23 protein-coding genes, 2 pseudogenes and 1 riboswitch are annotated in these 23,641 nt (G+C 60.9%); of the genes and pseudogenes, 20 read left to right on the forward strand and 5 right to left on the reverse strand.

All coding sequences use genetic code 11. The annotated features are described in order from the left end of the window. From ACRAUW_RS03565 to ACRAUW_RS03580, 4 genes are all read left to right on the forward strand, one after another. On the forward strand, nucleotides 1–869 hold an 869-nt coding region (locus tag ACRAUW_RS03565; protein WP_431361185.1), incomplete at its 5' end, for a 2-hydroxycarboxylate transporter family protein. A gap of 23 nt (nucleotides 870–892) precedes the next feature. Next, nucleotides 893–2,443 (forward strand): NAD-dependent malic enzyme, encoded by a 1,551-nt coding sequence (locus ACRAUW_RS03570; protein WP_431361186.1) that lies wholly within the window; start codon nucleotides 893–895, stop codon nucleotides 2,441–2,443. A gap of 17 nt (nucleotides 2,444–2,460) precedes the next feature. Then, nucleotides 2,461–4,029, forward strand: a complete 1,569-nt coding sequence (locus tag ACRAUW_RS03575) for an ATP-binding protein (protein WP_431361187.1) — start codon at nucleotides 2,461–2,463, stop codon at nucleotides 4,027–4,029. A gap of 3 nt (nucleotides 4,030–4,032) precedes the next feature. Further along, a complete protein-coding gene (locus ACRAUW_RS03580) occupies nucleotides 4,033–4,728 on the forward strand; it encodes a response regulator (RefSeq protein ID WP_431361188.1) in 696 nt (231 codons plus the stop codon). A 71-nt stretch (nucleotides 4,729–4,799) separates the two neighbouring features. Here the strand turns inward: ACRAUW_RS03580 and ACRAUW_RS03585 are convergent. Continuing rightward, a pseudogene (locus ACRAUW_RS03585) lies at nucleotides 4,800–5,798 on the reverse strand (aldehyde dehydrogenase family protein); the annotation flags it as partial. Between ACRAUW_RS03585 and ACRAUW_RS03590 the strand changes: the two are divergent. The 12 genes and pseudogenes from ACRAUW_RS03590 to ACRAUW_RS03645 all read left to right on the forward strand — a co-directional run. Next, a pseudogene (locus ACRAUW_RS03590) lies at nucleotides 5,794–6,183 on the forward strand (GAF domain-containing protein); the annotation flags it as partial. The pseudogenes ACRAUW_RS03585 and ACRAUW_RS03590 sit on opposite strands and share 5 nt — an antisense overlap. A 1-nt stretch (nucleotide 6,184) precedes the next feature. After that, nucleotides 6,185–6,412 carry a helix-turn-helix domain-containing protein gene (locus ACRAUW_RS03595; RefSeq protein ID WP_431361218.1) on the forward strand — a complete coding sequence of 76 codons (228 nt, stop codon included), beginning with the start codon at nucleotides 6,185–6,187 and terminating at the stop codon, nucleotides 6,410–6,412. A 129-nt stretch (nucleotides 6,413–6,541) separates the two neighbouring features. Further along, complete coding sequence (locus ACRAUW_RS03600; RefSeq protein WP_431361189.1) at nucleotides 6,542–6,952, forward strand: VOC family protein; 411 nt, start codon at nucleotides 6,542–6,544, stop codon at nucleotides 6,950–6,952. A gap of 101 nt (nucleotides 6,953–7,053) precedes the next feature. Continuing rightward, nucleotides 7,054–7,743, forward strand: coding sequence for a phosphate regulon transcriptional regulator PhoB (gene phoB / locus ACRAUW_RS03605; RefSeq protein ID WP_236344782.1), 690 nt, complete (start codon nucleotides 7,054–7,056; stop codon nucleotides 7,741–7,743). Nucleotides 7,744–7,751: 8 nt separating this feature from the next. Continuing rightward, nucleotides 7,752–9,059, forward strand: a complete 1,308-nt coding sequence (gene phoR / locus ACRAUW_RS03610) for a phosphate regulon sensor histidine kinase PhoR (RefSeq protein WP_431361190.1) — start codon at nucleotides 7,752–7,754, stop codon at nucleotides 9,057–9,059. A 330-nt stretch (nucleotides 9,060–9,389) separates the two neighbouring features. Next, complete coding sequence (locus tag ACRAUW_RS03615) at nucleotides 9,390–10,364, forward strand: PstS family phosphate ABC transporter substrate-binding protein (RefSeq protein ID WP_431361191.1); 975 nt, start codon at nucleotides 9,390–9,392, stop codon at nucleotides 10,362–10,364. 181 nt (nucleotides 10,365–10,545) lie between these two features. Next, on the forward strand, nucleotides 10,546–11,358 hold the full coding sequence (locus tag ACRAUW_RS03620) for a M48 family metallopeptidase (RefSeq protein ID WP_431361192.1): 813 nt from the start codon (nucleotides 10,546–10,548) through the stop codon (nucleotides 11,356–11,358). Beyond that, nucleotides 11,346–11,852 carry an N-acetyltransferase family protein gene (locus ACRAUW_RS03625; RefSeq protein ID WP_431361193.1) on the forward strand — a complete coding sequence of 169 codons (507 nt, stop codon included), beginning with the start codon at nucleotides 11,346–11,348 and terminating at the stop codon, nucleotides 11,850–11,852. Before ACRAUW_RS03620 ends, ACRAUW_RS03625 begins: the two co-directional genes overlap by 13 nt. 108 nt (nucleotides 11,853–11,960) lie before the next feature. Beyond that, nucleotides 11,961–12,863, forward strand: coding sequence for an ROK family protein (locus ACRAUW_RS03630; protein WP_431361194.1), 903 nt, complete (start codon nucleotides 11,961–11,963; stop codon nucleotides 12,861–12,863). A gap of 41 nt (nucleotides 12,864–12,904) precedes the next feature. Continuing rightward, entirely contained in the window at nucleotides 12,905–13,630 is a 726-nt protein-coding gene (locus ACRAUW_RS03635; RefSeq protein WP_431361195.1) for a copper homeostasis protein CutC, read from the forward strand. A gap of 150 nt (nucleotides 13,631–13,780) precedes the next feature. Next, entirely contained in the window at nucleotides 13,781–14,392 is a 612-nt protein-coding gene (locus ACRAUW_RS03640; RefSeq protein WP_431361196.1) for an FKBP-type peptidyl-prolyl cis-trans isomerase, read from the forward strand. Nucleotides 14,393–14,580: 188 nt separating this feature from the next. Beyond that, nucleotides 14,581–14,895, forward strand: a complete 315-nt coding sequence (locus ACRAUW_RS03645) for a DUF2845 domain-containing protein (RefSeq protein ID WP_005338404.1) — start codon at nucleotides 14,581–14,583, stop codon at nucleotides 14,893–14,895. A 52-nt stretch (nucleotides 14,896–14,947) separates the two neighbouring features. Here ACRAUW_RS03645 and ACRAUW_RS03650 read toward each other — a convergent pair whose 3' ends face one another. Then, a complete protein-coding gene (locus ACRAUW_RS03650) occupies nucleotides 14,948–15,166 on the reverse strand; it encodes a DUF1107 family protein (RefSeq protein ID WP_005338403.1) in 219 nt (72 codons plus the stop codon). Between the two features lie 180 nt (nucleotides 15,167–15,346). Here ACRAUW_RS03650 and yfcD point away from each other — a divergent pair, with 180 nt between their 5' ends. After that, nucleotides 15,347–15,850 (forward strand): NUDIX hydrolase YfcD, encoded by a 504-nt coding sequence (gene yfcD / locus ACRAUW_RS03655; RefSeq protein WP_431361197.1) that lies wholly within the window; start codon nucleotides 15,347–15,349, stop codon nucleotides 15,848–15,850. Between the two features lie 83 nt (nucleotides 15,851–15,933). On the opposite strand, the gene ACRAUW_RS03660 is transcribed toward yfcD, so the two are convergent. Beyond that, entirely contained in the window at nucleotides 15,934–16,860 is a 927-nt protein-coding gene (locus ACRAUW_RS03660) for a phenylacetate--CoA ligase family protein (RefSeq protein WP_431361198.1), read from the reverse strand. Nucleotides 16,861–17,015: 155 nt separating this feature from the next. On the opposite strand from ACRAUW_RS03660, the gene ACRAUW_RS03665 reads away from it, so the two are divergent. Then, nucleotides 17,016–17,489 carry a peroxiredoxin gene (locus tag ACRAUW_RS03665; RefSeq protein WP_431361199.1) on the forward strand — a complete coding sequence of 158 codons (474 nt, stop codon included), beginning with the start codon at nucleotides 17,016–17,018 and terminating at the stop codon, nucleotides 17,487–17,489. Nucleotides 17,490–17,615: 126 nt separating this feature from the next. Beyond that, complete coding sequence (locus ACRAUW_RS03670) at nucleotides 17,616–18,584, forward strand: calcium/sodium antiporter (protein ID WP_431361200.1); 969 nt, start codon at nucleotides 17,616–17,618, stop codon at nucleotides 18,582–18,584. A gap of 88 nt (nucleotides 18,585–18,672) precedes the next feature. Here ACRAUW_RS03670 and ACRAUW_RS03675 read toward each other — a convergent pair whose 3' ends face one another. After that, nucleotides 18,673–19,824, reverse strand: a complete 1,152-nt coding sequence (locus tag ACRAUW_RS03675; protein WP_431361201.1) for a type III PLP-dependent enzyme — start codon at nucleotides 19,822–19,824, stop codon at nucleotides 18,673–18,675. A gap of 507 nt (nucleotides 19,825–20,331) precedes the next feature. Continuing rightward, a riboswitch (glycine riboswitch) is annotated at nucleotides 20,332–20,447 on the forward strand. Nucleotides 20,448–20,554: 107 nt separating this feature from the next. Here ACRAUW_RS03675 and ACRAUW_RS03680 point away from each other — a divergent pair. Continuing rightward, entirely contained in the window at nucleotides 20,555–21,931 is a 1,377-nt protein-coding gene (locus tag ACRAUW_RS03680; RefSeq protein ID WP_431361202.1) for an alanine/glycine:cation symporter family protein, read from the forward strand. A 78-nt stretch (nucleotides 21,932–22,009) separates the two neighbouring features. Here ACRAUW_RS03680 and ACRAUW_RS03685 read toward each other — a convergent pair whose 3' ends face one another. Next, a complete protein-coding gene (locus ACRAUW_RS03685; protein ID WP_431361203.1) occupies nucleotides 22,010–23,407 on the reverse strand; it encodes a nucleobase:cation symporter-2 family protein in 1,398 nt (465 codons plus the stop codon). Nucleotides 23,408–23,641 lie beyond the last annotated feature (234 nt).

Raw genomic sequence — 23,641 nt, forward strand, 5'->3', positions numbered from 1 at the left:
GTGTGGTGTTGGCGTTGTTGAGCGTGGGGGGGGTCGGCTCCCTGATGGGGTATGGTTTCAAGAATGCCGTATTGCTGATCGGCCTGCCCATCATGGGCGGTGGCATGGGAGCTGGCGCGGTGCCGTTGGTGGAGATCCTCTCCGGTCCGATGCAGATGTCCAGCGCCGACCTGCTGTCACGTATGGTACCAGCGGTGGTGATCGCCAATACCCTGGCCATTCTGGCAGGCTCCCTATTGGCACGGCTCGGCCGCCGTTACCCCTCCCTGACCGGTAACGGCAAACTGATGGTCAAAGAGAATAGCCAGAGTATTGCTGACGAGCAGGCCGAGGCGCCGACCCTGCAGAGTCTCGGTATGGGGCTCTTTATCAGCTCCAGCATGTTTGTGCTGGGTTCCCTGCTTGGCAACTTTATCCCCATGCACCCCTTCGCCCTGATGATTTTGGCGGTCGCCTTTATCAAGGTGAGCGGCCTGCTGCCGCGCCGTTATGAGCAGGCGGCGGCCGACTGGTATCAGTTTGTGGTGAGCAACCTCACCCCCTCGCTGCTGGTGGGGATCGGCGTCGCCTATACCAGTATTCCGGAGTTGATCAGTGCCTTCTCCATCAGCTACTTCGTGCTGGTCATGGTCACTGTGATCGGAGGCGCCCTCGGCGCGGCGCTGGTCGGCAAGCTGATTGGCTTCTATCCCATCGAGGCGGCCATCACCGGCGGGCTCTGCATGGCCAACATGGGCGGCACCGGCGACGTAGCCGTGCTCTCGGCGGCCCAGCGGATGAAGCTGATGCCCTTTGCCCAGATCTCCTCCCGTCTTGGCGGCGCTGTGATGCTGATTTTGGCTACCGCTCTTATCTCCCTGTTCGCCTGATACCGGATTGAGGAACAAACAAAATGAACGACATCAAGATGGGCACCAGCCTGCCCTATGCAGAACGCAAGCGTCAGGGTGTTCGCGGCCGTATGCCCCACAAGGAGGAGTCCCTTTCCCAGCAGCGGCGCCGGATCTACCGACTGGTCAGCGCCATGCAGAGTCCGTTTGACCAGCATCTGTTGCTGCGCCAGCTGCAGGAGGACAATCCTGTGCTGTTCTACGATCTGGTGCGTCACCACCTGCCGGAACTGCTGCCAATCATCTATACCCCGGTGGTGGGGGAGGCGTGTCAGCGCCACAGCGATCTCTATCTGCGCAGCCACGGTCTCTATCTCTCCTGGCATGACAGGGATGATCTCGACGATATCCTCGAGTCGGTGGAGCAGGAGGTGGACGTGATCGTCATCTCCGATGGCGAGCGGGTACTGGGGCTCGGCGATCTCGGCATTGGCGGCATGGGGATCTGTATCGGCAAGCTGGCGCTCTACTCCGCTGCGGGTGGCATCAACCCGGCCCGCACCCTGCCGCTCTGTGTCGATGTGGGCACCAACAATCCCGAGTTGCTGGAGGATGACTCCTATCTCGGCTGGCAATTCCCGCGTATCGATGGCGAGAGCTACTACTACTTCATGGACAAGGTGGTGGCGGCCATTCGCAAGCGCTGGCCCCGGGTGGTGCTGCAGTTTGAAGACTTTGCCGGCAAGCACGCCGCCAACCTGCTATCCCGTTATCGCGACGAGCTCTGCATGTTCAATGACGACATTCAGGGCACGGCGGCAGTGGCTTCTGCCTGCGTGCTGGCCGGGTTGCAACAGTCGGGTTCCGCCTTGTGCGATGCCCCGGTGCTGATCGTCGGGGCGGGCTCGGCCGGTTGTGGCATCGCCGCCATGCTGGCCCAGCTGGCGGGGAGTCACGACGGTGTCTGGCTGTTTGATCAGGACGGGGTGGTCTGCAGCGATCGCCCCAACCTGACCTGCGCCCAGCAGCCGTTTGCCCGCGCTGTAGAGGAGGCCAATAGCTCGCTGCTGGAGACCATCCGCCAGGTGCGACCAGCGGTATTGATTGGCGTGAGCGGTCAGGGCGGCCTTTTTACTGGCGAGGTGCTGCAGGCGATGGGGGAAGTGTGCGATCAGCCAGTGATCTTGCCACTCTCCAACCCGACCCGCAGCGCCGAGGCCACCCCCGAGCAGGTGTGGGCCGCCACAGATGGCCGCGCCCTGCTGGCCACCGGTAGCCCCTTTGCGCCGGTGATGGTGGCAGGGGTGCGGCGGGTGGTCTCACAGTGCAACAACGTCTATGTCTTTCCGGGCATTGGCCTCGGGGCCTGCGCAGTGAAGGCCTGCCGCATCAGCGATGGCATGTTGCTGGCTGCGGTGCGGGCAGTCGGAGCCTATCCGCTGGTGGCGGGCCGGCTGTTGCCCCCCATTGAACAGGTGGGAGAGGTGGCCCGCGCCGTCGCCAGAGCGGTGGCACTCTGTGCCCGCGAGGAGGGGTTGGCCGATTTTGCCGGCGATCCGGCACCTTTGATTGACCAGACTTGGTGGCATCCGCACTATTGGACAATGTCCTGACGTTTTAAGGTATGTGCATGAAACTTCGCCACCAGCTGGTCACCCTGTCGCTCGGGCTCTCCCTGTTGCTGATCCTTATTTTGGGCAGCCTGCTCGCCCTTTTTATCCGTCATCTGCTGGAGAGCAACTTGCAGGAGAAAGGGAGTGATCTGGCTAGGGTCATGGCGGCGGATACCCGGGTGGTCGAGGCTCTGCGCCAGGGGAATGAACCGACTCTACGCGACTACATGGAGGCGGTCAGTAACCGCACCGATGCCACCTATATGGTGGTGACCGATGAGTATGGTCGCCGCCTCAGCCACCCCAACCCCGAGCTGGTGGGGCAGAAGTTTCGCGGCGAGGATATCTGGCCCGCGCTGCAGGAGCGGCGAAGCTACTGCTCCAAGGATCGGGGCACCATGGGGCCGGCGATCCGCTGCTTTTCCCCGGTGGTGGGCGGTGATGGGCGCGTTATGGGGGCCGTGGTGGTGGGCTACCTGATGCAGCAGGTGGAGGGCATCTATATGGAGCGGGTGGCCCTGCTCATCAGCGCCATCGTTGCGGTGCTGGGGTGTGGCCTGCTGCTGGCACTCTGGGTGCAATATCTGCTGCGCAAGACCCTGCTCGATCTGGAGCCGGAGGCGATCGTGCGCCGCTTCACTCTGCAGGATCTGGTGCTGGAGCACATCACTGAAGGGGTCATCGCCCTCGATGGCCGCGGCAACATCAACATGATCAACAGCACCGCCAGCTATCAGCTGCGGCTGCCGGTCACCGGGCGCCACGCCTTGCAGGGGCAGTCGCTGGCGGAGCTGGTGCCGCCCCTTGCCCCCTGTCTGGAGCAGGAGGGTGGGGAAGTGAGCTTCACCATTCAGGGGGAGTCCTTCGTCGGTCGCTGGCAGGCGGTGCAGGGCAAGGCGCCGGGGCGGTTGCTGATCTTCAGCCGTCCTGAGGTGGCAGCCAGTCTGGGGGTGCAGGTGACCCACCTGCGCCAGTATGCCGAGATGCTGCGGATGCAGAGCCACGAGTTCGCCAACAAGCTGAGCAGCCTCTCCGGGTTGTTGCAGTTGGGTCATGTGGATCAGGCGGTGGAGCTGATCCAGCAAGAGAACGAAGCGTGCCAGACCATGCTGCAGGAGTTGCTGCGGCTGATCGACAACAAGCCGGTGGCGGGGCTTATTCTCGGCAAGTTCAGCCGTGCCCGCGAGCTCGGGGTGACCCTGGAGCTCGATCCCGACTCGGCGCTGGCGGAGTATCCGGCCTCGGTCTCGGCCGATCTCATCACCCTCATCGGCAATCTGCTGGACAACGGCCTGCAGGCAGCCTGGCGCAACCGCCAGCAGCGGCCGCCGCGGGTGCTGCTGTCCCTGTGCGATGTGGGGCGGCGACTGGTGATCGAGGTGGAGGATAGCGGCGAGGGGGTCGACGAGGAGCTGGCCGATCACCTGTTCGATTACGGGGTGAGTCGCCAGAGCGGCGATCACGGGGTGGGTCTGTTCCTGGTCAAGGAGACCGTGGGTCGGCACGAGGGTGTGATAGAATGGCGGCGAACCGCCGAGCAGACCACACTGTTTGGTATCTACTTGAATAAAAACCAATTAATGTGAGCCATGGAACCAATAATCACGCTTGTTATTGAAGATGACGATCGGATCGGTGCCATCTTGTCAGAACTGGTGGCGGCGACACCTGGTTTCTCCCTGCTGGGGCGGGCCGGCACCCTGGCCCAGGCCGATGCCATGATGGCCGGTGTGGTGCCCCAACTGCTGCTGGTGGATGTCTCCCTGCCCGATGGCTCCGGCCTTGAGTGGGTGAGCCGCCTGCGCAGCCACAACCGAGAAGCCTACGTCATCATGGTGACCGCCTCGCGGGATGTGGAGACCATCCAGCAGGCCCTCAATCTGGGGGTTCATGACTACGTCCTCAAACCATTGCGGCTGTTTCGCATTCAGCAAAGCCTGGACGAGATCCTGCTATTGCACAGCCGTCTGTGCGAGCGGGGTCGGCTGGAGCAGGACGATCTTGACAAGCTGCTTGGCAAGGGAGGACGCACCCAGGTCAAGGAGGTGCGTGCTACCCCCAAGGGGATCGACAGTATCACGCTGCGTCAGGTGCTGGATCTGCTGGCTGGTGAACCGGAGAACGTCTTCTCCACCGACACAGTGGCGCTGCGGCTGTCGCTCAGTCGCACCACGGCGCGCCGCTATCTGGAGTATCTGGAGTCGGAAGACAGGGTCGATGTGGATCTCAACTACGGTCAGCGGGGGCGGCCGGAGCGGCGCTACCGCTGGCGTCGGGCCGGTTGAGACGACCACTGGCAAGCAGTGCAGAAACAACAAGGCGCCCGCAGGCGCCTTCTTTGATGACGTGTCCTTGTTTACAGAAGGCGCTCGGTTGAGAAAAAGCCGAACGGGTTGATGTCGTGGCTCACCAGCAGGTTCTTGGTGTTCTGATAGTGGTCCAGCATCATCTAGTGGGTCTCGCGGCCTATCCCCGACTTTTTGTAACCGCCAAAGGCGGCGCGTGCCGGGTAGGCGTGGTAGCAGTTGACCCAGACCAGGCCAGGTTGCTGTCACGGGTCCACAGGCTTGCCACCAACCCGTACTGGTTGTCGTTGGCAATGGCCAGTGCATCGGCTTCGTCCTTGAAGGTGGTAACCCCGAGGGCGGGCCCGAAGATCTCCTCCTGGAACACCCACATCTTGTTCTGGCCGGAGAAGATGGTGGGTTGGATGTAGAAGCCCCCCTCCAGCCCGCTGACTTTGGCGGGGCTACCGCCGACCAGCATCTTGGCCCCTTCGCTACGGCCGATCTCCATGTAGCCCAGGATCTTGTCGAACTGCTCGCGGGACGCCTGCGCTCCCACTTCAGTGGCGGTATCGAGGGGGGGGGCACTGAACGATGGTGCGGGCACGGGCCTGCACCCCGTCCATGAAGTCGTCCTAGATGCTGGCCTGTACCAGCGCGCGGGAGGGACAGGTACACACTTCCCCCTGGTTGAAGAAGGTCATCAGCATCCCTTCTACCGCCTTGTCGATGTAGCTGCTCTCGTGCTGCATCAGGTCGGCGAAGTAGATATTGGGGGACTTGCCCCCCAGATCCACGGTGGAAGGGATCAGCTTGTCGGCTGCGCAGCGCAGGATATGGGCGCCCACTTCGGTCGAACCGGTAAAGGCCAGTTTCTGGATCCGGTTACTGGTGGCGAGCGCTTGACCGGCCTCGGCGCCGAAGCCGTTGACTACGTTGACCACGCCGGGGGGCAGGATGTCCTTGATGAGATCCATCATCAGCATGATGGTGACCGGGGTCTGCTTGGCGGGCTTGAGCACGCTGCAGAAACCCTCCGCCAGCACCGGAGCCAGCTTCCAGGCCGCCATCGGTACTGCGCTGGCCGAGCAGAGCGAAGTGCAGGTGCTCGGCAATCAGCACTTCTTCGCCCAGCACAGCTTCCTCAGTTGCAGCGCCTGTCCGTTGCTCGGGCCGGACGGGCAATTGCTCGGTGTGCTCGATATCTCCACCGATGCGGCACACCACGACGGCGATATGCTGGGCACGGTGCGGCTGCTGGCCATGACCCTCGAAAACGCACTGCTGGCGCGTCAGTCGGGCAGGCTGGTGGATTTCGATCCCCAGAGCCTCTGGTCCGCCCGCCTGTTGCTGGGAGAGGAGAGGGAACTGCTCGGCGCCAACCGGGAAGGTCGACTCTGGCTCGGCCAGCATCCTTTCGATGGCAGGCAACTGCTGCGTGAGGGGCGTGGCCTGTGTGCTGGCAGAGGGGTTGGGCTGGATTGAGCCCGTCCACCTGCATCTGCCCAGTGTGGCCGCAGAGCCCGGCGCCTTGCCGATGGGGGAGGCGACCAGCTTGCGTGAACAAACCCGGCGGCAGGTACAGCAAACGCTGGCGGCATGCGGCGGCAACGTCAGCGAGGCCGCGCGCCAACTGGGGATCAGCCGCACCACCCTCTACCGGACGCTGCGTGAAGCGCCTTGAGCGCTCACTCCCCCTCTTCGGTCGTTTTCAAGACGCACATGACGGCTGGAGCCCTGCCCATCCAGCCGCTATGATGCGCCCTTGCCGGGGCGTTGCGCCCATTGACTCATCTGTTAAGGATTTTCTGCCATGTCACAACACATAGGGGCGCTGACCCTGTTGGTGGCCGACTATGACGAGGCCATCGCCTTTTTCACCGAAGGGCTGGGGTTTGCGCTGCTGGAAGATACCCGGCTCGACGAGCCGGGCAAACCGGGCAAGCGCTGGGTGCGGGTAGCTCCGGCTGGCAGCACGGGTTCCGTGCTGCTGCTGGCCCGCGCCGCCAGTGAAGAGCAGCGTGCCGCTATCGGTAAGCAGGGCGGCGGGCGGGTATTTCTGTTTCTCGAGACCGATGACTTCTGGCGGGATTACCGGCGGATGCAGCAGTATGGTGTCCATTTTTGTGAACAGCCCCGCGACGAGGCTTACGGCACCGTGGCGGTGTTTGAGGATATCAGCGGCAACCGGTGGGACTTGTTGCAACGTACTGCTGCCAACTGAATCTGAAAACGTTTATCATCCCGCATGTCATAAAGTCATAAAAGTGTCACAGAAAATTCTAATAATTGGCGCACCCATCTTCACAGAGGAGAGAGAAGGGAATGGCTAAGCGAATTCTGGTGGTCGAGGACGAAGCACCGATCCGCGAAATGCTCTGCTTCGTGTTGGAGCAGAAGGGATATGAGACGATTGAAGCGGAAGATTACGCCGATGGACTGGCGAAGGTGCGCGAACCCTACCCCGAACTCATCGTGCTCGACTGGATGATGCCCGGTGGCAGTGGCATCCAGTTTATCAAGCAGCTCAAGCAGGATGAGGTAACGCGCCAGATCCCGGTGGTGATGCTGACCGCCCGCGGCGAGGAGGAGGACAAGGTCCGCGGCCTCGAAGCGGGGGCCGATGACTACATCACCAAGCCGTTCTCTCCCAAGGAGCTGACTGCCCGCCTCCATGCGGTGATGCGCCGCGTATCTCCCACCTCGGTGGACGAGGTGATCGAGGTGCAGGGGCTCAAACTGGATCCTGTTTCGCATCGGGTCAGCGCCGAAGAGAGGGCCCTCGACATGGGGCCAACCGAATTCAAGCTACTCCACTTCTTCATGACCCACCCGGAGCGGGTCTACAGCCGCGAGCAGCTGCTCAACAATGTCTGGGGTACCAATGTGTACGTCGAGGACAGAACCGTGGATGTCCATATTCGCCGCCTGCGCAAGGCGATCGAAGAGACAGGGCACGATAGATTGATTCAGACGGTGCGTGGAGCCGGATACCGCTTCTCAACCCGTCTCTAGAGGCTGTTATGTTGCAACCCTACGCCTGGCGGCGACAGTTGTGGCGAATGGCATTTTTTTACGCGCCCTTCGCATTGGTTGGCTGGCTGATTGATCACCTCTCGCTCACTCTGCTGGTCGCTGCGTTGCTCCATCTTGGCTGGCACTACCGCTTCCAGAAGCGGCTGTCGGACTGGCTGTGGCACGATCGCAGCCTGGTTCCTCCCAACGGCAAAGGCAGTTGGGAGCACATCTTCAACGGCATTTACAAGTTGCAGCAGCGCCACCGCGCCCGACGCCGCGAGCTGGCGGGCCTGATCCGCCGCTTTCGGGAAGGGGCCGAGGCGCTACCCGACGCGGCCGTAGTATTGCGCGATGATGGCAGCATCCTCTGGTGCAACCGGTTGGCCGAGCAGCTGCTCGGTTTTCGCTGGCCGGAGGATGCCGGCCAGCATATCGGCAACCTCATTCGCAATCCTGCCTTTAACGCCTATCTGGGTAAGGGGGCGTATGACGAGCCCCTCGAGATGCACTCCCCGGTCAACGAGGAGAAGTTTCTCGAGTTTCGCATCATGCCCTACGCCTCGGATCAGGCGATGCTGGTGGTGCGGGATGTCACCCGCTTGCGCAGTCTGGAGAAGACCCGCAAGCACTTCGTTTCCAACGTCTCCCACGAGTTGCGCACGCCACTTACCGTGCTCAAGGGATATTTGGAAATGACAGCGGAGATGGCCGAGGAGCCGCTCTCGCCTGCCATGTGGGCCAAGGCGCATCGGGTGATGATGGAGCAGACCATCCGGATGGATAATCTGGTCAATCAACTGCTCACCCTCTCCCGTATCGAGGCGGCCCCGAGCGTGGATCTCTCCCATCTGGTGGACATGCCTGCCATGCTGGGGCTGCTGGAGCAGGAGGCGCGGGCGCTCTCGGGCGAACGGGCCCACCAGATCGAATTTGTGGTGCAGCCCAATCTGCTGGTGCGTGGGGATCAGGAGCAACTGCGCAGTGCCGTCTCCAACCTGGTCTATAACGCCATCCACTACACCCCGGTTGGGCGAAAAATTACCGTGGAGTGGCGCAAGCAGGGGGCGATGGCGCTGTTTGCCGTGAGCGATGAAGGGGAGGGGATTGCCCCCGAGCATCTGGCGCGGCTGACCGAGCGGTTCTATCGGGTCGACAAGGCCCGCTCGCGCCACACCGGCGGCTCAGGCTTAGGCCTTGCCATCGTCAAGCATGCCCTCAGTCATCACGACTGCCAGCTCGATATCGAGAGCCGTGTTGGCCTTGGCAGCCGCTTCAGCTTTCTCATCCCGAGCCGTATGGTGGTGATTAAATAGTCTTTTATGGCAATGAGTTAACTGCAAAAAGAGGGCCTTTGAACGGGCCCTCTTTTCATTTGTTCAAATCTGCCGCCATGTCATTAAAGTGTCACATTAAATCCATAAATTTGTCACTGCCAGGTCAGATACTGGCGCCGTCTTAAGAACGGACCTTCTGTAACTTTGGAGAGTCAGTCGGAATGGAACTCACCGCTGACTCAGTCGAATTGACTACCGCAAGACAGTGTTAATCGGCGCCATGTATTGGCAATAGCCTTCTGTCACCTCGGAGATAGGAGACAGAATGAAGCTCAAGGTAATCGCCTTTTGTAACTTTGGAGAGATTGGATGAAACTCAACAAACTGGCTGGTGTAATCGGATTCACCGCAGCAACCCTGTTTTCTGTCAGCGCCCTGGCTGCCGGTGTGGATAAAGACCTGCCGGATTACACACCGACCAGCGGCATTTCGGGCAACCTGTCCTCTGTCGGCTCTGACACCCTGGCCAACATGATGACCCTGTGGGCCGAAGAATTTAAGCGTTTGTACCCCAACGTCAACGTGCAGATCCAGGCCGCCGGTTCTTCTACCGCCCCGACTGCCCTGACCGAAGGTGTTGCCCAGTTCGGTCCGATGAGCCGTGCCATGAAGGCCGGTGAAGAGGAAGCATTCGAGAAGCGTTACGGCTACAAGCCGACTGCCATCCGCGTTGCAGTCGATGCCCTGGCGGTGTTCGTCAACAAGGACAACCCCATCAAGGGGCTGACCATGCCGCAGATCGACGCCATCTTCTCCAGCACCCTCAAGTGCGGTGAAGCCAAGGCGGCCACCAAGTGGTCTGATCTGGGTCTGACCGGTAACTGGTCCGGCAAGGATCTGCAACTGTTCGGTCGCAACTCCGTATCCGGTACTTACGGTTACTTCAAGGAGCACGCCCTGTGTAACGGCGACTTCAAGAGCGGTGTGAACGAGCAGCCGGGTTCTGCTTCCGTGGTGCAGTCCGTCTCTGCCTCCCTGAACAGCATCGGTTATTCCGGCATCGGCTACGTCACCTCCGGCGTGCGTGCGGTTCCGCTCTCCAAGGATGGCAAGACTTTTATCGAAGCGACCTCTGATAACGCCATCACCGGCAAGTATCCGCTGTCGCGCTTCCTGTACGTTTACGTGAACAAGCATCCGAACAAGCCGCTCTCCCCGATGGAGCAAGAGTTTGTCAAGATGATGCTCTCCAAAGCGGGTCAAAGCATCGTGGCCAAAGATGGCTACGTGCCGGTGCCAGCCAAGGTGGTACAGGCGGACCTGAAAAAGCTGGGGATCCTGTAACTGCCAGCAGTCAGCATCTCCTGATAGAGCGAGCCCCAAGTGGGCTCGTTTTGTTTTTGGCGGCTGTCAGTTTTGTTAATAGCGCAGGATGGATTTTTTTCCGCCAGCCGGGGGCTGGCTCCCTTGCACAGCAGGGCGGCATTTCCGAGAATAGGGCAACGTTACGACAAAGGATCCCTTCATGATTGCGTCCCTCACCAAGTTTGGCCTGGTGGCCTTCTGTAGTTCCCTGCTGGTCGCCTGTGCCCAGTCGCCGACCGGCCGCAGCCAGATGCTGCTCTACTCTCCCCAGCAGATGAACCAGCTGGGCGCCGACTCCTTCGAGCAGATGAAGAAGCAAGAGAAGGTGAGCAAGGATGCCAAGCTCAACGCCTATGTCTCCTGTGTCGCCAAGGCGGTGACTGCCCAGGTGCCCGCCAGCTATGGTATCACCAGTTGGGAGGTTGTCTTGTTTGATTCCAAGCAGGTCAACGCCTTTGCGTTGCCCGGCGGCAAGATCGGGGTCTACAGCGGCCTGCTCAAAGTGGCCAAGAATCAGGATCAGCTGGCGACCGTTATCGGTCATGAGCTGACTCACGTGCTGGCCCAGCACTCCAACGAGCGACTCTCCCGGGATCAGCTGACCGGCATCGGTCTGACGGTGGCTAACGCTGCTATCGGTAGCAGTGACAGTCTCGGCGGGGCCGCTACCATGGCTGCCCTTGGCCTCGGTGTTCAGGTAGGGATCGCCTTGCCCTATGGCAGAACCCAAGAGAGCGAAGCGGATCGGCTGGGATTGGAACTGATGGCGCGCGCCGGCTTCAATCCGGCCGAGGCGATCCCCCTGTGGCAAAACATGAGTGCCGCAGCCGGTGGCAACACCCCGCCGCAACTGCTCTCCACCCACCCGAGCAACGAGAACCGGATCGCCGAGCTGCAAGCGCAGCAAGCGGAAGTGCAACCGCTCTATGAGCAGGCCCGCGCCAACGGTCTGGTGCCCCAATGCAAGGCATAAGCCTGCGCATGGCGCGCAGCGACGATGCTGCCGCCATGACGGTGATGCAGCGAGCCAGCTGGCTCGCTGCCTATGGGCAGGTGCTCGGTGCCGACCTGCTGGAGCAGCTGGACGTTACCGCCCATCTGCAGATCTGGCAGAGCCGTCTGGCCGAGCCAGGCCCAAGGCCCATGCTGCTTTGTCTCGATGAGGTGGTGATTGGCCTGCTCTACTGGCAACCACAGCAGGACGCGGGGCAGAGTAGCGCCCTGATCCGCGCGTTTTATCTCCATCCCTATCACTGGCGACAAGGCTATGGCAAACGGCTGTGGCAGGCGGTGGCGATGCAGATGCGCCGCGCCGGTTGCCATAGCGTCAAATTGTGGCTGCTCGATGGCAACCACATAGGCGAGGGGTTCTACCTGCGCCGCGGCTTCGTCTTTGATGGTGAGGAGCGCACCCTGATAAGCCTCGGGCAGCCCTGCCTGCAGCGACAAATGAGCCGTTTGCTCTGATCACTCTCCTGTTTTTCGCCTTCGGTCACTTTATTTTTTTTGCGAATTAATACAATGTCCCCCTTGGAACAGAGTTGGATAAACACGGGCTGACAAGGGAGTGCTGGCATGTATTACGGCTTTGATATCGGTGGCACCAAGATCGCCTTTGCGGTCTATGACAGTGCATTGAACCTCTGCCACGAGGAGCGCATAAGCACCCCGGGCAACGATTATGAGGGGCTGCAGCAGCTGATCCGCTCCCGGGTCGAGCAGGCGGATGCCCGCTTCGGCGCACGGGGCTCGGTCGGCATCGGTTTCCCCGGCGTCATCAACAGTCACGATCACAGTATAGTGGCGGCCAACCTGCCCTCCATCAATGGTCGCCATCTGGGCGCCGATCTGGCCGAGCTGCTGGAACGGCCGGTCAAGGTGGATAACGACGCCAACTGCTTCCTCTGGTCCGAAGTGCATCAGGGCGCTGCCGACGGCGCAGGCAGTGCGCTCGGCGTCACCATCGGCACCGGCATCGGCGGCGCCGTCTATCTGGCGGGCAAGCTTATTCAGGGGCGCAACTGGCTGGCTGGCGAGATTGGTCACTACCCCTTGCCCGCGACCATGCTGATGAAGTACCCCGAGTTGCCCCGTCCCCGTTGCGGTTGCGGCCGTCTGGTCTGTTTTGAAACCTATGCCTCCGGCACCGGTCTGGAGCGTCTCTATCACCATTTCCATGGCCAGCGCGCCACGGGTCACCAGATTGTGGGGCGCTTCGAGGCCCATGAACCCCATGCGGTCGAGACGGTCGACTGCTGGTTGGAGATCATGGCCGCCGGGCTTGCCACCGCCATTTCGGTGATTGATCCCGAGGTGGTGGTGTTGGGGGGCGGCCTGAGCGGCCTGCCCGCCCTCTATGAACAGCTGCCGCTGCGTCTGCCCGGTCACTTGCTGCCCGGGGTCGCCCTGCCCGAGATCCGCCAGGCCCGCTTCGGCGGTGCCGGTGGTGTGCGCGGCGCAGCCTTGCTCAATCTATGAGATCAGATGTGGGGTCTGATCTCCCCGAAAAAGGAGTCCTCATGACCCGTCTTGAAATCTGTATCGACAACCTGGAATCCCTGTTTACCGCCCAGCAATCCGGGGCGGATCGCATCGAGCTCTGCTCTGCGCTGGGTCTGGGGGGCCTGACCCCCTCCTACGGTTTTATGCAGCAGGCGGCCCGCCACGCCACCGTGCCGGTTTGCGCCATGATCCGCCCGCGCGCCGGGGATTTTTGCTTCAACGACGGCGAGTTCGAGATGATGCTGCAAGATATCGCTGCGGCACGCGCTGCCGGTTTGCAAGGGGTGGTGGTCGGTTTGCTGGATGAGGCGGGGCGGGTGCCTGCCGCCAAGCTCAAACAGCTGGTGGATGCCGCTGGCCCGTTGGGAGTCACCTTCCATCGCGCCATCGACCTCTCCTCCGACTGGCGCCTCGATCTGGAGACCATAGTCGCTGCCGGTTGCGAGCGCATTCTGAGCTCGGGCCATGCGCCGACAGCGTTGGCTGGGCTCGAGACCTTGCAGGAGATGCAGCAGGCGCTGGCGGGACGTGCCAGCCTGATGCCGGGGGCCGGGGTCAATGCCGACAACGTGCGTACCATCATCGAGTTCACCGGAGTGAGTGAAGTGCATATGTCCGGCATGGGCTGGCGCGGTGGCATGGTGCCCCATGGCGTAAATATGGGCACCTCGGATGATGGCCGGGTCAATATCACCGATGGCGCCAAGGTGGCTGCGGTCAGAGCCTTGCTGGATCGCGGTTAAGCAGATCGCCGCCGTTGGGCGGCGTTCATCCGCATCTTGTGTGAAGTTCCTCCCACTGACGGGGAAATCAGGGGCGTCCCCGGCAGCACCCCGGCCAAAAGTCTGATATTATCCCGCCTCTTTACTACATGGATCTGGAGCAACATCTCAATGTCCCAATACGACTCTATCGAACAGAAGGCCAGCTATGGCATCGGCCGCAACATGGGTGATCAGCTGGCGCAGCAAGCCTTTGCCGGTCTGGATATCCCTGCCCTGCAACAAGGTCTGGCAGATGCTCTGAATGGTCTGGAGTTCGCGGTCAGCCGTGACGATATCAATGATGCCTTCCAGGTGATCACTGCGCGTATGCAAGAAGAGCAGGAAGCCGCCGCCAAGGCCGCTGCTGCTGATGGCGAAGCCTTCCTGGCTGACAACGCCAAGCGCGACAACGTAAACGTGACCGATTCCGGTCTGCAATACGAAGTGCTGGTAGAAGGCAACGGTGCCGTTCCGGTAGCCGGTCAGTCCGTGCGTGTGCACTACCACGGTACCTTCACCCACGGTGGCGTATTCGACAGCTCTGTTGCTCGCGGCCAGCCGGCTGAATTCCCGGTGACCGGCGTGATCGCTGGCTGGGTTGAAGCGCTGCAGCTGATGCCGGTTGGTTCCAAGTGGAAGCTCTACATCCCCCACGATCTGGCCTACGGTGCCCGTGGTGCCGGTTCCATCCCGCCCTACTCTGCACTGGTATTTGAAGTCGAGCTGCTGGACATCCTGTGATCCTGCTGGCTTGATGCAAACGGCGACCCTCGGGTCGCCGTTTGTTTTTGGGTTATGTGATAGACAGTATTTGTCGCGACCTGCGGGCTGGAGAGCAGAAAAGGGCGGCACTTTTGCGCCATTGACTGGTTTTTTCAGAAACGGGAACAGGCATGCTGCGACTCATTAGAGAGGATAAGGAGAACCCGATGAGCAAGAAGATGAAGAAAGTAGCGGGGCTTGCTCTGTTGCTGTTGAGCATTCCGGCCAGTGCCGATGCCATGCGTTGCAAGAACGCCCTGATCACCGAGGGCGACACCACCGCCGAGATGCTGCTCAAGTGCGGTGAGCCCATGCTGCGAGAAGAGCTCAATCGCAACGAGGAGAACCAGTTTGGCAACATGGTGCAGGTCAAATATGGTGAACGCTGGACCTACAACTTCGGCAAGAACGAGTTCATGCGCTTTGTGACGGTGCGCAACGGCATCATTACCGATATCGAAAACGGCCCGCGCGGCCAGTAGCCGGCGGGCAAAGCATGGATGCACAACAGACAGTAGGGCAAGACCCTTTGACTCACATGTCCGGCAAGGGGTCGCGGTGACCAAGTTGTCTGACCGCCAGATTGATCTGGCGAGCCAGTCTTAGCCGCTGGCGGCAGGTCAGGCCATGGAGGCTGATCCTGCCCGCGTTGAATTCAAATGTTCCCAGCGACTCGATGGCAAAATAGCCTCGATGAAAGCTCTTGATGTAGCGAGCGATCTGCCGTGGGGATAACTGCTTGAACACCTTCATCGCACGGTTCCCTGATTGCCTGGACAGGGCACACTATGGTGTCGGTCGATGACACTGATATGACGATTTATAAAGATTTGCATGAATCCTTATTTTGCTGGTGGGCTCGGCAAATTGACGGCGTCATCGAAAAAGTTGTGCCATGGCAAACCACCGCACCGATATACTGCGGGCAGTCGAATGGAACGAAAGGGCTTGTGCGTGGAATGGGTTGATGTGGTGGACGGGAACAACCGGGTGATTGGCGTGGCCGAGCGAGCCAAGGTGCGGCGGGAGAATCTCTGCCATCGCGCCAGCTATATTCTGGTGCTCGACGACGCGGATCGGATCCTGGTGCAGCGACGCACCCTCAGCAAGGATTTCTGCCCCGGCATGCTGGATGCCTGCGCTGGTGGCGTGGTCACCACAGGTGAGGAGATGGAGCGCTCAGCCCGCCGCGAGCTGGCCGAGGAGCTGGGGATTATGGATGTTCCCTTGCAGGGCTTTGGCAGCTTTTATGCGGAAGGAAAGGGCTACCGGGTTTGGGGTGGCCTCTTCAGTTGCCGCTATCAGGGGCCGCTGCAGTTGCAGGCCGAAGAGGTGAGCGCGGTGCACTGGATGAGCCTGGCCGAGATCGCCGAGCGTGCCAGTGAATTTACCCCCGACTCCCTGCTCGCCATCGCCACCTGGCAGGAAAGGCGCTGACCAACTTCATATATCCTCTTCTCCAGAGACAAGACGGGCAGCCTGATGGCTGCCCGTCTGCCTTTGTGCATTTACTTGGTCTGCTACACCAGCTTGAGGCGCCAGTTGGTGCGCCCGCAAGCGCTCGGCTTGGCGAGCCAGTGCCCTTGCCAGTCGGTGGCCAGACGCAGCAATGGATACTCCAGATCGAGCCGGGTCACCACCAGCTGGCCCGTTTCATCGCCACTCACGGGATTGCCGCTGGCGGGATCGATGATCTCGACGATGCAGCTCTCGTTGACGATAAAGCCCTGACCGGGCTGACTCTCGTAGGCCACCACCCCCACATCCTGCCACACCAGACAGTTGAGGGCCGCAATGCCGTGAATGGCGCGCAGTGGTGCCGTTTCGGGATGGGTTGCTTCGCACAGTAGGGCGCGGCGCAGCGAGTCGCTCGGGATCTCCGCTGCCTCGGCTGCTTCCAGCAGGTCGAGCAGGGTCACCAGCGGGCCGACGTAGCCGGTGGGTTGATAGCGCAGCAGTGCCTCCAGCTGGCGCTGGGTATCGTGGGGGCCGCAGGGTACCACGGGAGCCCCCAGCTGGCGGGCGCCGTTATCGAAGATAAAGGCGGTGGGGCCGGCATGATAGTCGTGGCCGTTGAGCATCACTTCCCCCGCCTTGAAACCGGCGGCAAACAGCGCCCGGGCGGCGCCCCACCAGTCTGCTCCGGCATATTCGGGGATGGCCAGCTGGCCCGGACAGGAGAAGACCCGCAGCGCCTGACTGGCTGGACGGCCGGTGAGACCGGCAAAGGGGGGATGAGCTTGCTGGGCGGCAAAGAGCTCTTTGCTGTCGAGCAGTGGCAGGGTGGCCAGCTCAGCCAGATCCTCGAGGTGACACTGGCGATAGGCGCTGGAGTAACCGGCGCAATATTGACTGACATGGGTAAGCTGATGATTGAGCTGGTCCAGTTGCTGCTGTTCGCGCATGGCGGGGGGACGAATTTCCAGACCATCGTAATAGTGTTGCATGGGGCCTCCTGGCGCCGTGAAACCAGCTCAAGAGTAGTCTGCCCAAGGGGAAAATGCCTGCCGCTATCCAGAGTCAGGCTCAGAGCCGCTGTTAGGCGGCATCGTCACTCTGGGATAAACTGGCGACTTCCCATCACGACTCAGGACGAGAAATCATGATTGCTGTAGGACAACCCCTGCCTGCGGGCGAATTTACCTTTATCACCGCCGAGGGCAAGCAGCTGCGGGATAGCCAGACGCTGTTCGCCGGTAAAAAAGTGGTGCTGTTTGCGGTACCCGGCGCCTTTACTCCTACCTGCTCCAATGCTCATCTGCCCGGCTATGTGGTGCTGGCCGATCAGTTTATGGCCAAAGGGGTGGATGCCATCTGTTGTCTGTCGGTCAACGACGCCTTCGTGATGCGGGCCTGGCAGACGGCCCAGAATGCCGAGGCGATCACCATGCTGGCGGATGGCGATGGCAGCTGGACCCGGGCGCTGGATCTGGCCAAGGATACCGGTGCCTTTGGCGGCATCCGTGCCCAGCGCTTTGCGTTGATCGCCAACGATGGAGTGGTCGAGCAGCTGTTTGTGGAGGCGCCTGGCAAGTTCGAGGTCTCCGATGCCGCGAGCCTGCTGGCTGTGCTGTGAAATGTTAATCATGGTTTGATTTCCCCTTGAAATGGAAGGTGGCACAGCTACACTGGCGCCACTTTCCCATGGTGCCTGCCCGTTCGGGCTGGCGCTTTGTTGCAGATAACAAGAGATGAAGATCCTATGACCCTGGCTTTTGTTGCCCTGATTGCCGGACTGGCGCTGCTGGTCTGGAGTGCAGACAAGTTTGTCGACGGTGCCGCTGCCACCGCCCGTTATGCGGGGATGCCGCCGCTGCTGATCGGCATGGTGATCATCGGTTTTGGTACCTCGGCCCCGGAGATGGTGGTCTCCGCGCTGGCGGCGTCACAGGGCAATCCCGGGTTGGCGCTCGGCAATGCCTATGGCTCCAACATCACCAATATCGCGCTGATCCTGGGTCTGACGGCACTGATCAGCCCTATCGCGGTGGCCTCTCAGGTAGTGCGCAAGGAGATCCCGATCCTGCTCGGCATTACCCTGCTCTCCGGCGCCCTGCTGATCGATGGTCATCTGGGCCGGATGGATGCGGTCATTCTGGGGGCCGTCTTCGTTGCTCTGATGGGCTGGTCTATCTGGGCTGGCATGAATGGCAAGGGAGATGCGCTGGATACCGAGACCGCCGAGGATATCGAGAGCGCGGGGATGTCCCTCAAGAGTGCCATCTTCTGGCTGGTGGTCGGGCTGGTGCTGCTGATCGGCGCTTCCCGTCTGCTGGTCTGGGGGGCGGTGACCATCGCTCAGGCGCTTGGTATCAGCGATCTGGTGATTGGCCTCACCATAGTCGCGGTAGGGACCTCCCTGCCGGAGCTGGCCTCTTCGCTTATCGCCATTCGCAAGAACGAGCATGATCTGGCCCTTGGCAACGTGCTGGGCTCCAACCTGTTCAACACCCTGGCGGTGGTGGGGATCGCGGCGGGCATTCATCCGTTGGATGTGGCGCCGGAAGTGCTCACCCGTGACTGGAGCATCATGATGGGGCTGACCCTGCTGCTGCTGGTGATGTGTCTGGGCCGCAAGGGGCAGGGCCGCATCAACCGGCTGGAGGGGGGCGTGCTGCTCACCTGCTTCGTCGCCTACACCGGCTGGCTGCTGACCAGTCAGTTTATCTGATAGGGGTTGGTGAAATGAGAGAGGGGGAAGCTCAAGCTTCCCCCTCTTGTTTTTGCCCAGTGAACCTGTTGGCGAGCGAGCGGTATGCTCAGGCTACTGCCACCAGCTTCTGCCCCTTCTGGCTGCTGTCCAGAATGAGGATGCTGGCCTTGGGGAAAAAGTTGAAGGTGGAGGCGGAGGCCCAGGTGTAGGCGCCCATCACCTTACCCACTACCAGCTCGCCAAGCTCGAGGTCCGGCAGCATGATGCCATCGCGGATCACATCCACGCTGTCGCAGGTCGGGCCGGAGAGCACCGAGTTGTGTTGCTCGCCACTGGCATAAGGCGTGCTCACCGGATAGGTAACGTGGTCATAGAGCTGGCCGTTGTAGCTGCCGTAGAGACCGTCATCCAGGTAGTACCAGATCTTGTCGCCGCGGTGGGCCTTGCCCATCACGCTTGATACCGAAGTCATGGCCGGCGCGCTGATAAAGCGGCCCGGTTCGGCAATCTTCTGCACGGTAGCGGGCAACTTGGCCAGCGCTTCGCGGATCGGGGCGCAGAAGCCGTCGATATCGAACTCGCCCCCCTCATAATCGACCGGGAAGCCGCCGCCGATATCCAGTACCCAGGGCTTGAGCCCGAGCGCCCAGGCTTGCTCCATGATCTCGCGGCAGGCGTCGATGGCCTGCACATGGCGACGGGCATGAGGTACCTGGGAGCCGACGTGGAACGACAGTCCCATCACCTTGATCCCCTTGGCGTGGGCCAGTTGCAGCAGCGGCAGCGCTTGCTCCGGAGGGCAGCCGAACTTTTTGGAGAGATCGACCTTGGTCTCGGGGTTGGGGAAGCTGACCCGCAGCAGCAGTTTCACTTCGTCCTTGTAGGGAATGAACTTTTCCAGCTCCAGCGGGTTGTCATAGACAAACACAGTGCAGCCGAACTCCAGCGCGTAACGGATATCGCTGTCGCGCTTGATGGGATGGGTATGAATGCAACGTCCCGGGCGAACCCCCTGACTGCGCACCAGATCCACTTCGCCATTGGTGGCCAGATCGAAACAGGCCCCCTCTTCCTTCAAGACAGAGACCACCGCCTCATGGGGCAGGGGTTTGAGTGCATAGTGCAATCGTACATCGGGCAGGGCGGCGGCCAGGGCCCGATACTGTTTGCGGACGGCTGCCTTGTCGAGCAGCAGCAGGGGGGAGCCGAATTGTTCAACCAGCTGACGGTAATCTTGTGCTACCAGGGTCTCGTTCATTCTCTTTTGGTCATCCTTAGGGGGCGTGATATGCCCAAGCCATATGCGATTGAACCGGCGACGGCCGGGTCAGGCGAGCGGTCCGGTGGGACCAACCGAACACAGTGCATAAATTGATGGCAAAGTGCTTGGTTATGCAGCGGATTATCGGCTTATTGATTCTGTGCGCAAGCATTTTGATTGGATATGTCGGCAAGATTTTCTTGGCGAAACGAGAGGGATCACTGTTCTCTATCCGCCATTTTTCCCGTTTGGGCCACATTTGATCCGTGAGAGCCTAACTTGTTGATAGTTAACTAACATTTAACATTCTTGCTGCGGTTCTGGCGGTCACTAAAAAAATATAAATGGGGGCAGCCAAGTGCGAGACAGCTCACATTTTTTGGATTAACATGCCGACTTCCTAATCCAAACTAGTTCGGATGAAGGTAGCAGGAGAGCGATGGGCAACCATCCACCGAAGAAGTGAATCTTTCAGGTACCGGGCAACCGGTGTGGACTGCTACTGGACGATACTCTGGAGAGACCCGTTAAATCGGGCGCCGAAGGAGCAAGGCACCATGACTACCCGCAAGGGCAGGCTGGCGCCGGAAACTCTCAGGCAAAAGGACAGAGGGGATGGGATGGTTGTACCTGGGCTTGGCCCGCATCCGATCGCCTCTGGCCGATCGCGACACCTATGGGAAGATCATCCTTCTCCTCCTTAATTTCTGTTTCTTAAGGAGGATGCATGTCATCAATTCAATCGGCGTTAACCGCCATCGATAGCTTTATCTGGGGGCCGCCCCTGCTGATCCTGCTGGTCGGGACCGGTATCTACCTCACTCTGCGTCTGGGTCTGCTTCAGGTGGTGCGCTTGCCGCTCGCACTGCGGCTGGTTTTTGGTCGCGATCAGGGGCAGGGCAAGCAGGGGGATGTCTCCAGCTTCGGCGCCCTCTGTACCGCGCTTTCGGCAACGATCGGCACCGGCAACATCGTCGGGGTCGCCACCGCCATCAAGCTCGGCGGCCCCGGTGCCCTGTTCTGGATGTGGATGGCGGCGCTGTTCGGTATGGCCACCAAGTATGCCGAGTGTCTGCTGGCGGTGAAATATCGCGAGCAGGATGCCAACGGCCAGATGGCGGGCGGCCCCATGTACTATCTGGAGAAGGGGCTCGGCTCCAAGCCGCTCGCCAAGTTGTTTGCCCTGTTCGGCATCGGTGTCGCTTTCTTCGGGATCGGTACCTTCCCGCAGGTCAATGCCATCTCCGATGCCATGAGCCTCTCCTTCTCGGTGCCCCGTGAAGCGACCGCCGTGGTGCTGACCCTGATCGTGGCGCTGGTGACTCTGGGGGGCATTCAGTCCATCTCCAGCGTGTCGAGCAAGGTGGTGCCCTTTATGGCCATCTTCTACATCGTCGCCTGTCTCGGCGTGCTGGTGAATAACGCCAGCGCCCTGCCCGATGCCGTCATGCTGGTTATCGAGAGTGCCTTCACCGGCCATGCGGCGACCGGCGGCTTCGTCGGCGCCAGCATCATGCTGGCCATTCAGTCTGGGGTGGCGCGCGGGGTCTTCTCCAACGAGTCAGGTCTGGGCTCTGCGCCCATCGCGGCGGCGGCGGCCAAGACCGATTCGTGCGTGGAGCAGGGGCTGGTCTCCATGACCGGTACCTTCATCGACACCATCATCATCTGCACCATGACCGGCCTGACTCTGGTGGTGACCGGCGTGTGGAGCGGCGATGCAAGCGGCGCGGCCATGACCAGTCTGGCCTTTGCCCAGGGGCTCGATGCTCATGTCGGCCAGTATCTGGTGAGCATTGGCCTGCTATTCTTCGCCTTTACCACCATCCTTGGCTGGAACTACTACGGCGAGCGTTGCACCGAGTATCTGTTCGGGGTGAAGGCGATCAAACCCTACCGCCTGGTCTATCTGGCGCTGGTGGCGAGCGGTGCTTTCCTCCATCTGGACATGATTTGGCTCCTGGCCGATATCGTTAACGGCCTGATGGCGGTGCCCAACCTCATCGGCCTGATTGGCCTGCGCCATGTGGTGATCGCCGAGACCCGCGCCTACTTTAGCCGGGATCTGGATAGCGAAGCCGAGCCGGAGCCGCAGACGGCCTGATCCCACAACAATCTATCCAAACGAAAAAAGCCACGACCCGGGTCGTGGCTTTTTTATTGCGCTCTGTTCGTCGCGGGATCAGAGAGGCTGTTTGCTGCACTTGGGCAGCAGCAGGTTCATCACGATGGCGGTAATGCCACCGGTGGCGACGCCGTATGAGAGCACGCTTCTGGCCAGCTCCGGCAGGTGTTGCAGCACTTCCGGCACCTGCGCGACTCCCAGCCCCATGGCGAGCGACACCGCCAGGATCATCAGGGCGCGGCGATCCAGCTCCTCGCGGGCAATGATGCGCACGCCAGCGGCGGCGATGGTGCCGAACATCACGATAGTGGCGCCCCCCAGCACGGGCTCCGGGATCTGCTGCACCAGACTGGCGACCGCCGGGAACAGGCCGAGCAGGGCCAGCATCGCTGCAATGAAGAGGCCGACATGGCGGCTGGCGACGCCGGTCAGCTGAATAACGCCGTTGTTCTGGGCGAAGGTGGACATGGGGAAGGTGGAGAAAACCGCCGCCAGCATGGAGTTGGCACCATCGGCCAGCACACCGCCTTTGATCCGTTCCATATAGACAGGCCCTTCCAGCGGCTCGCCGGAGATGTCCGAGGTGGCGGTCATGTCGCCGATCGCTTCGAGCGCCGTCACCACGAAGATGATGGCGAGCGGCACGAACAGCTGCCAGTCAAAGCCGAGGCCGTAGTGGAGCGGAATGGGCACCATCACCAGAGGGCCGTCAAAGGTGGGGGTGCTCACTTTGCCCAGCAGCAGCGCCACGGCATAGCCCGCCAGCATGGCGATCATGATGGCGGAGAGGCGCAACCAGGGGTTGCGACTGCGCTGCAGCAACACGATAAGGCCGAGCACCAGCAGGGAGAGGAAGAGGTTGGTATGGCTGGCGAAGCTGCCATCAGAGAGGGCTGCATAGCCGCCGCCCATGCTGATGAGACCTACCTTGATCAGGGTCAGGCCGATCAGCAGCACCACTATGCCGGTCACCAGCGGGGTGATGATCCGTTTCACCAGATGGAGGAAGCGGCTCATCACCACGATAGTGAGTGCGGCAACCATCATGGTGCCGAACAATGTGCCCAACAGATCCTCGGTGGGCATGGCCGCCTGTTTGAGGGCGAGACCGGAGGCGATGATGGGGCCGAGGAAGTTGAAGCTGGTGCCCTGCACCGAGAGCAGGCCGGAACCGATGGGGCCGAAGCGGCGGGTTTGAATGAAGGAGGCGATGCCGGACATGACCAGCGACATGGAGACGATATAACGGGTTTCGGCGGCAGGGAGGCCGAGGGCATTGGCGATAATCAGGGGCGGGGTAATGATGGCGACAAACATGGCGAGCATATGCTGCAGGGCGGCGAACAGCGTCTGGGGCAGAGGCGGGACATCCTCTATGCCATAGACCAGTTCGCTATGGGCTCGCCTGGGTGGATGTGCCTCTCGATTGGCGCGTGTGACAGCAGCCTGTTCCATAAGTACCTCGAATTGTGTGGGGAGGGGGAGAAAATTGGGCGCTATTGTAGTGATTGAAATGAGGCTGACCAGCGCTAATTATGCAAAAAAAGGTTTATTTTTGGATGGATTGAAACGTTTGCGTGCTGCGATTATCATCTGTCGGTTTGTGTGATTCAGATCTCTTTTTTTATTCTCTCGCTAATGGCTGTTTTATCACTATTGGAGTGTAGAATGAGCCCTTGGTATTAATGT

Origin of the sequence: Aeromonas sp., from assembly GCF_050633025.1 — a bacterium.
Classification (GTDB): domain Bacteria; phylum Pseudomonadota; class Gammaproteobacteria; order Enterobacterales; family Aeromonadaceae; genus Aeromonas.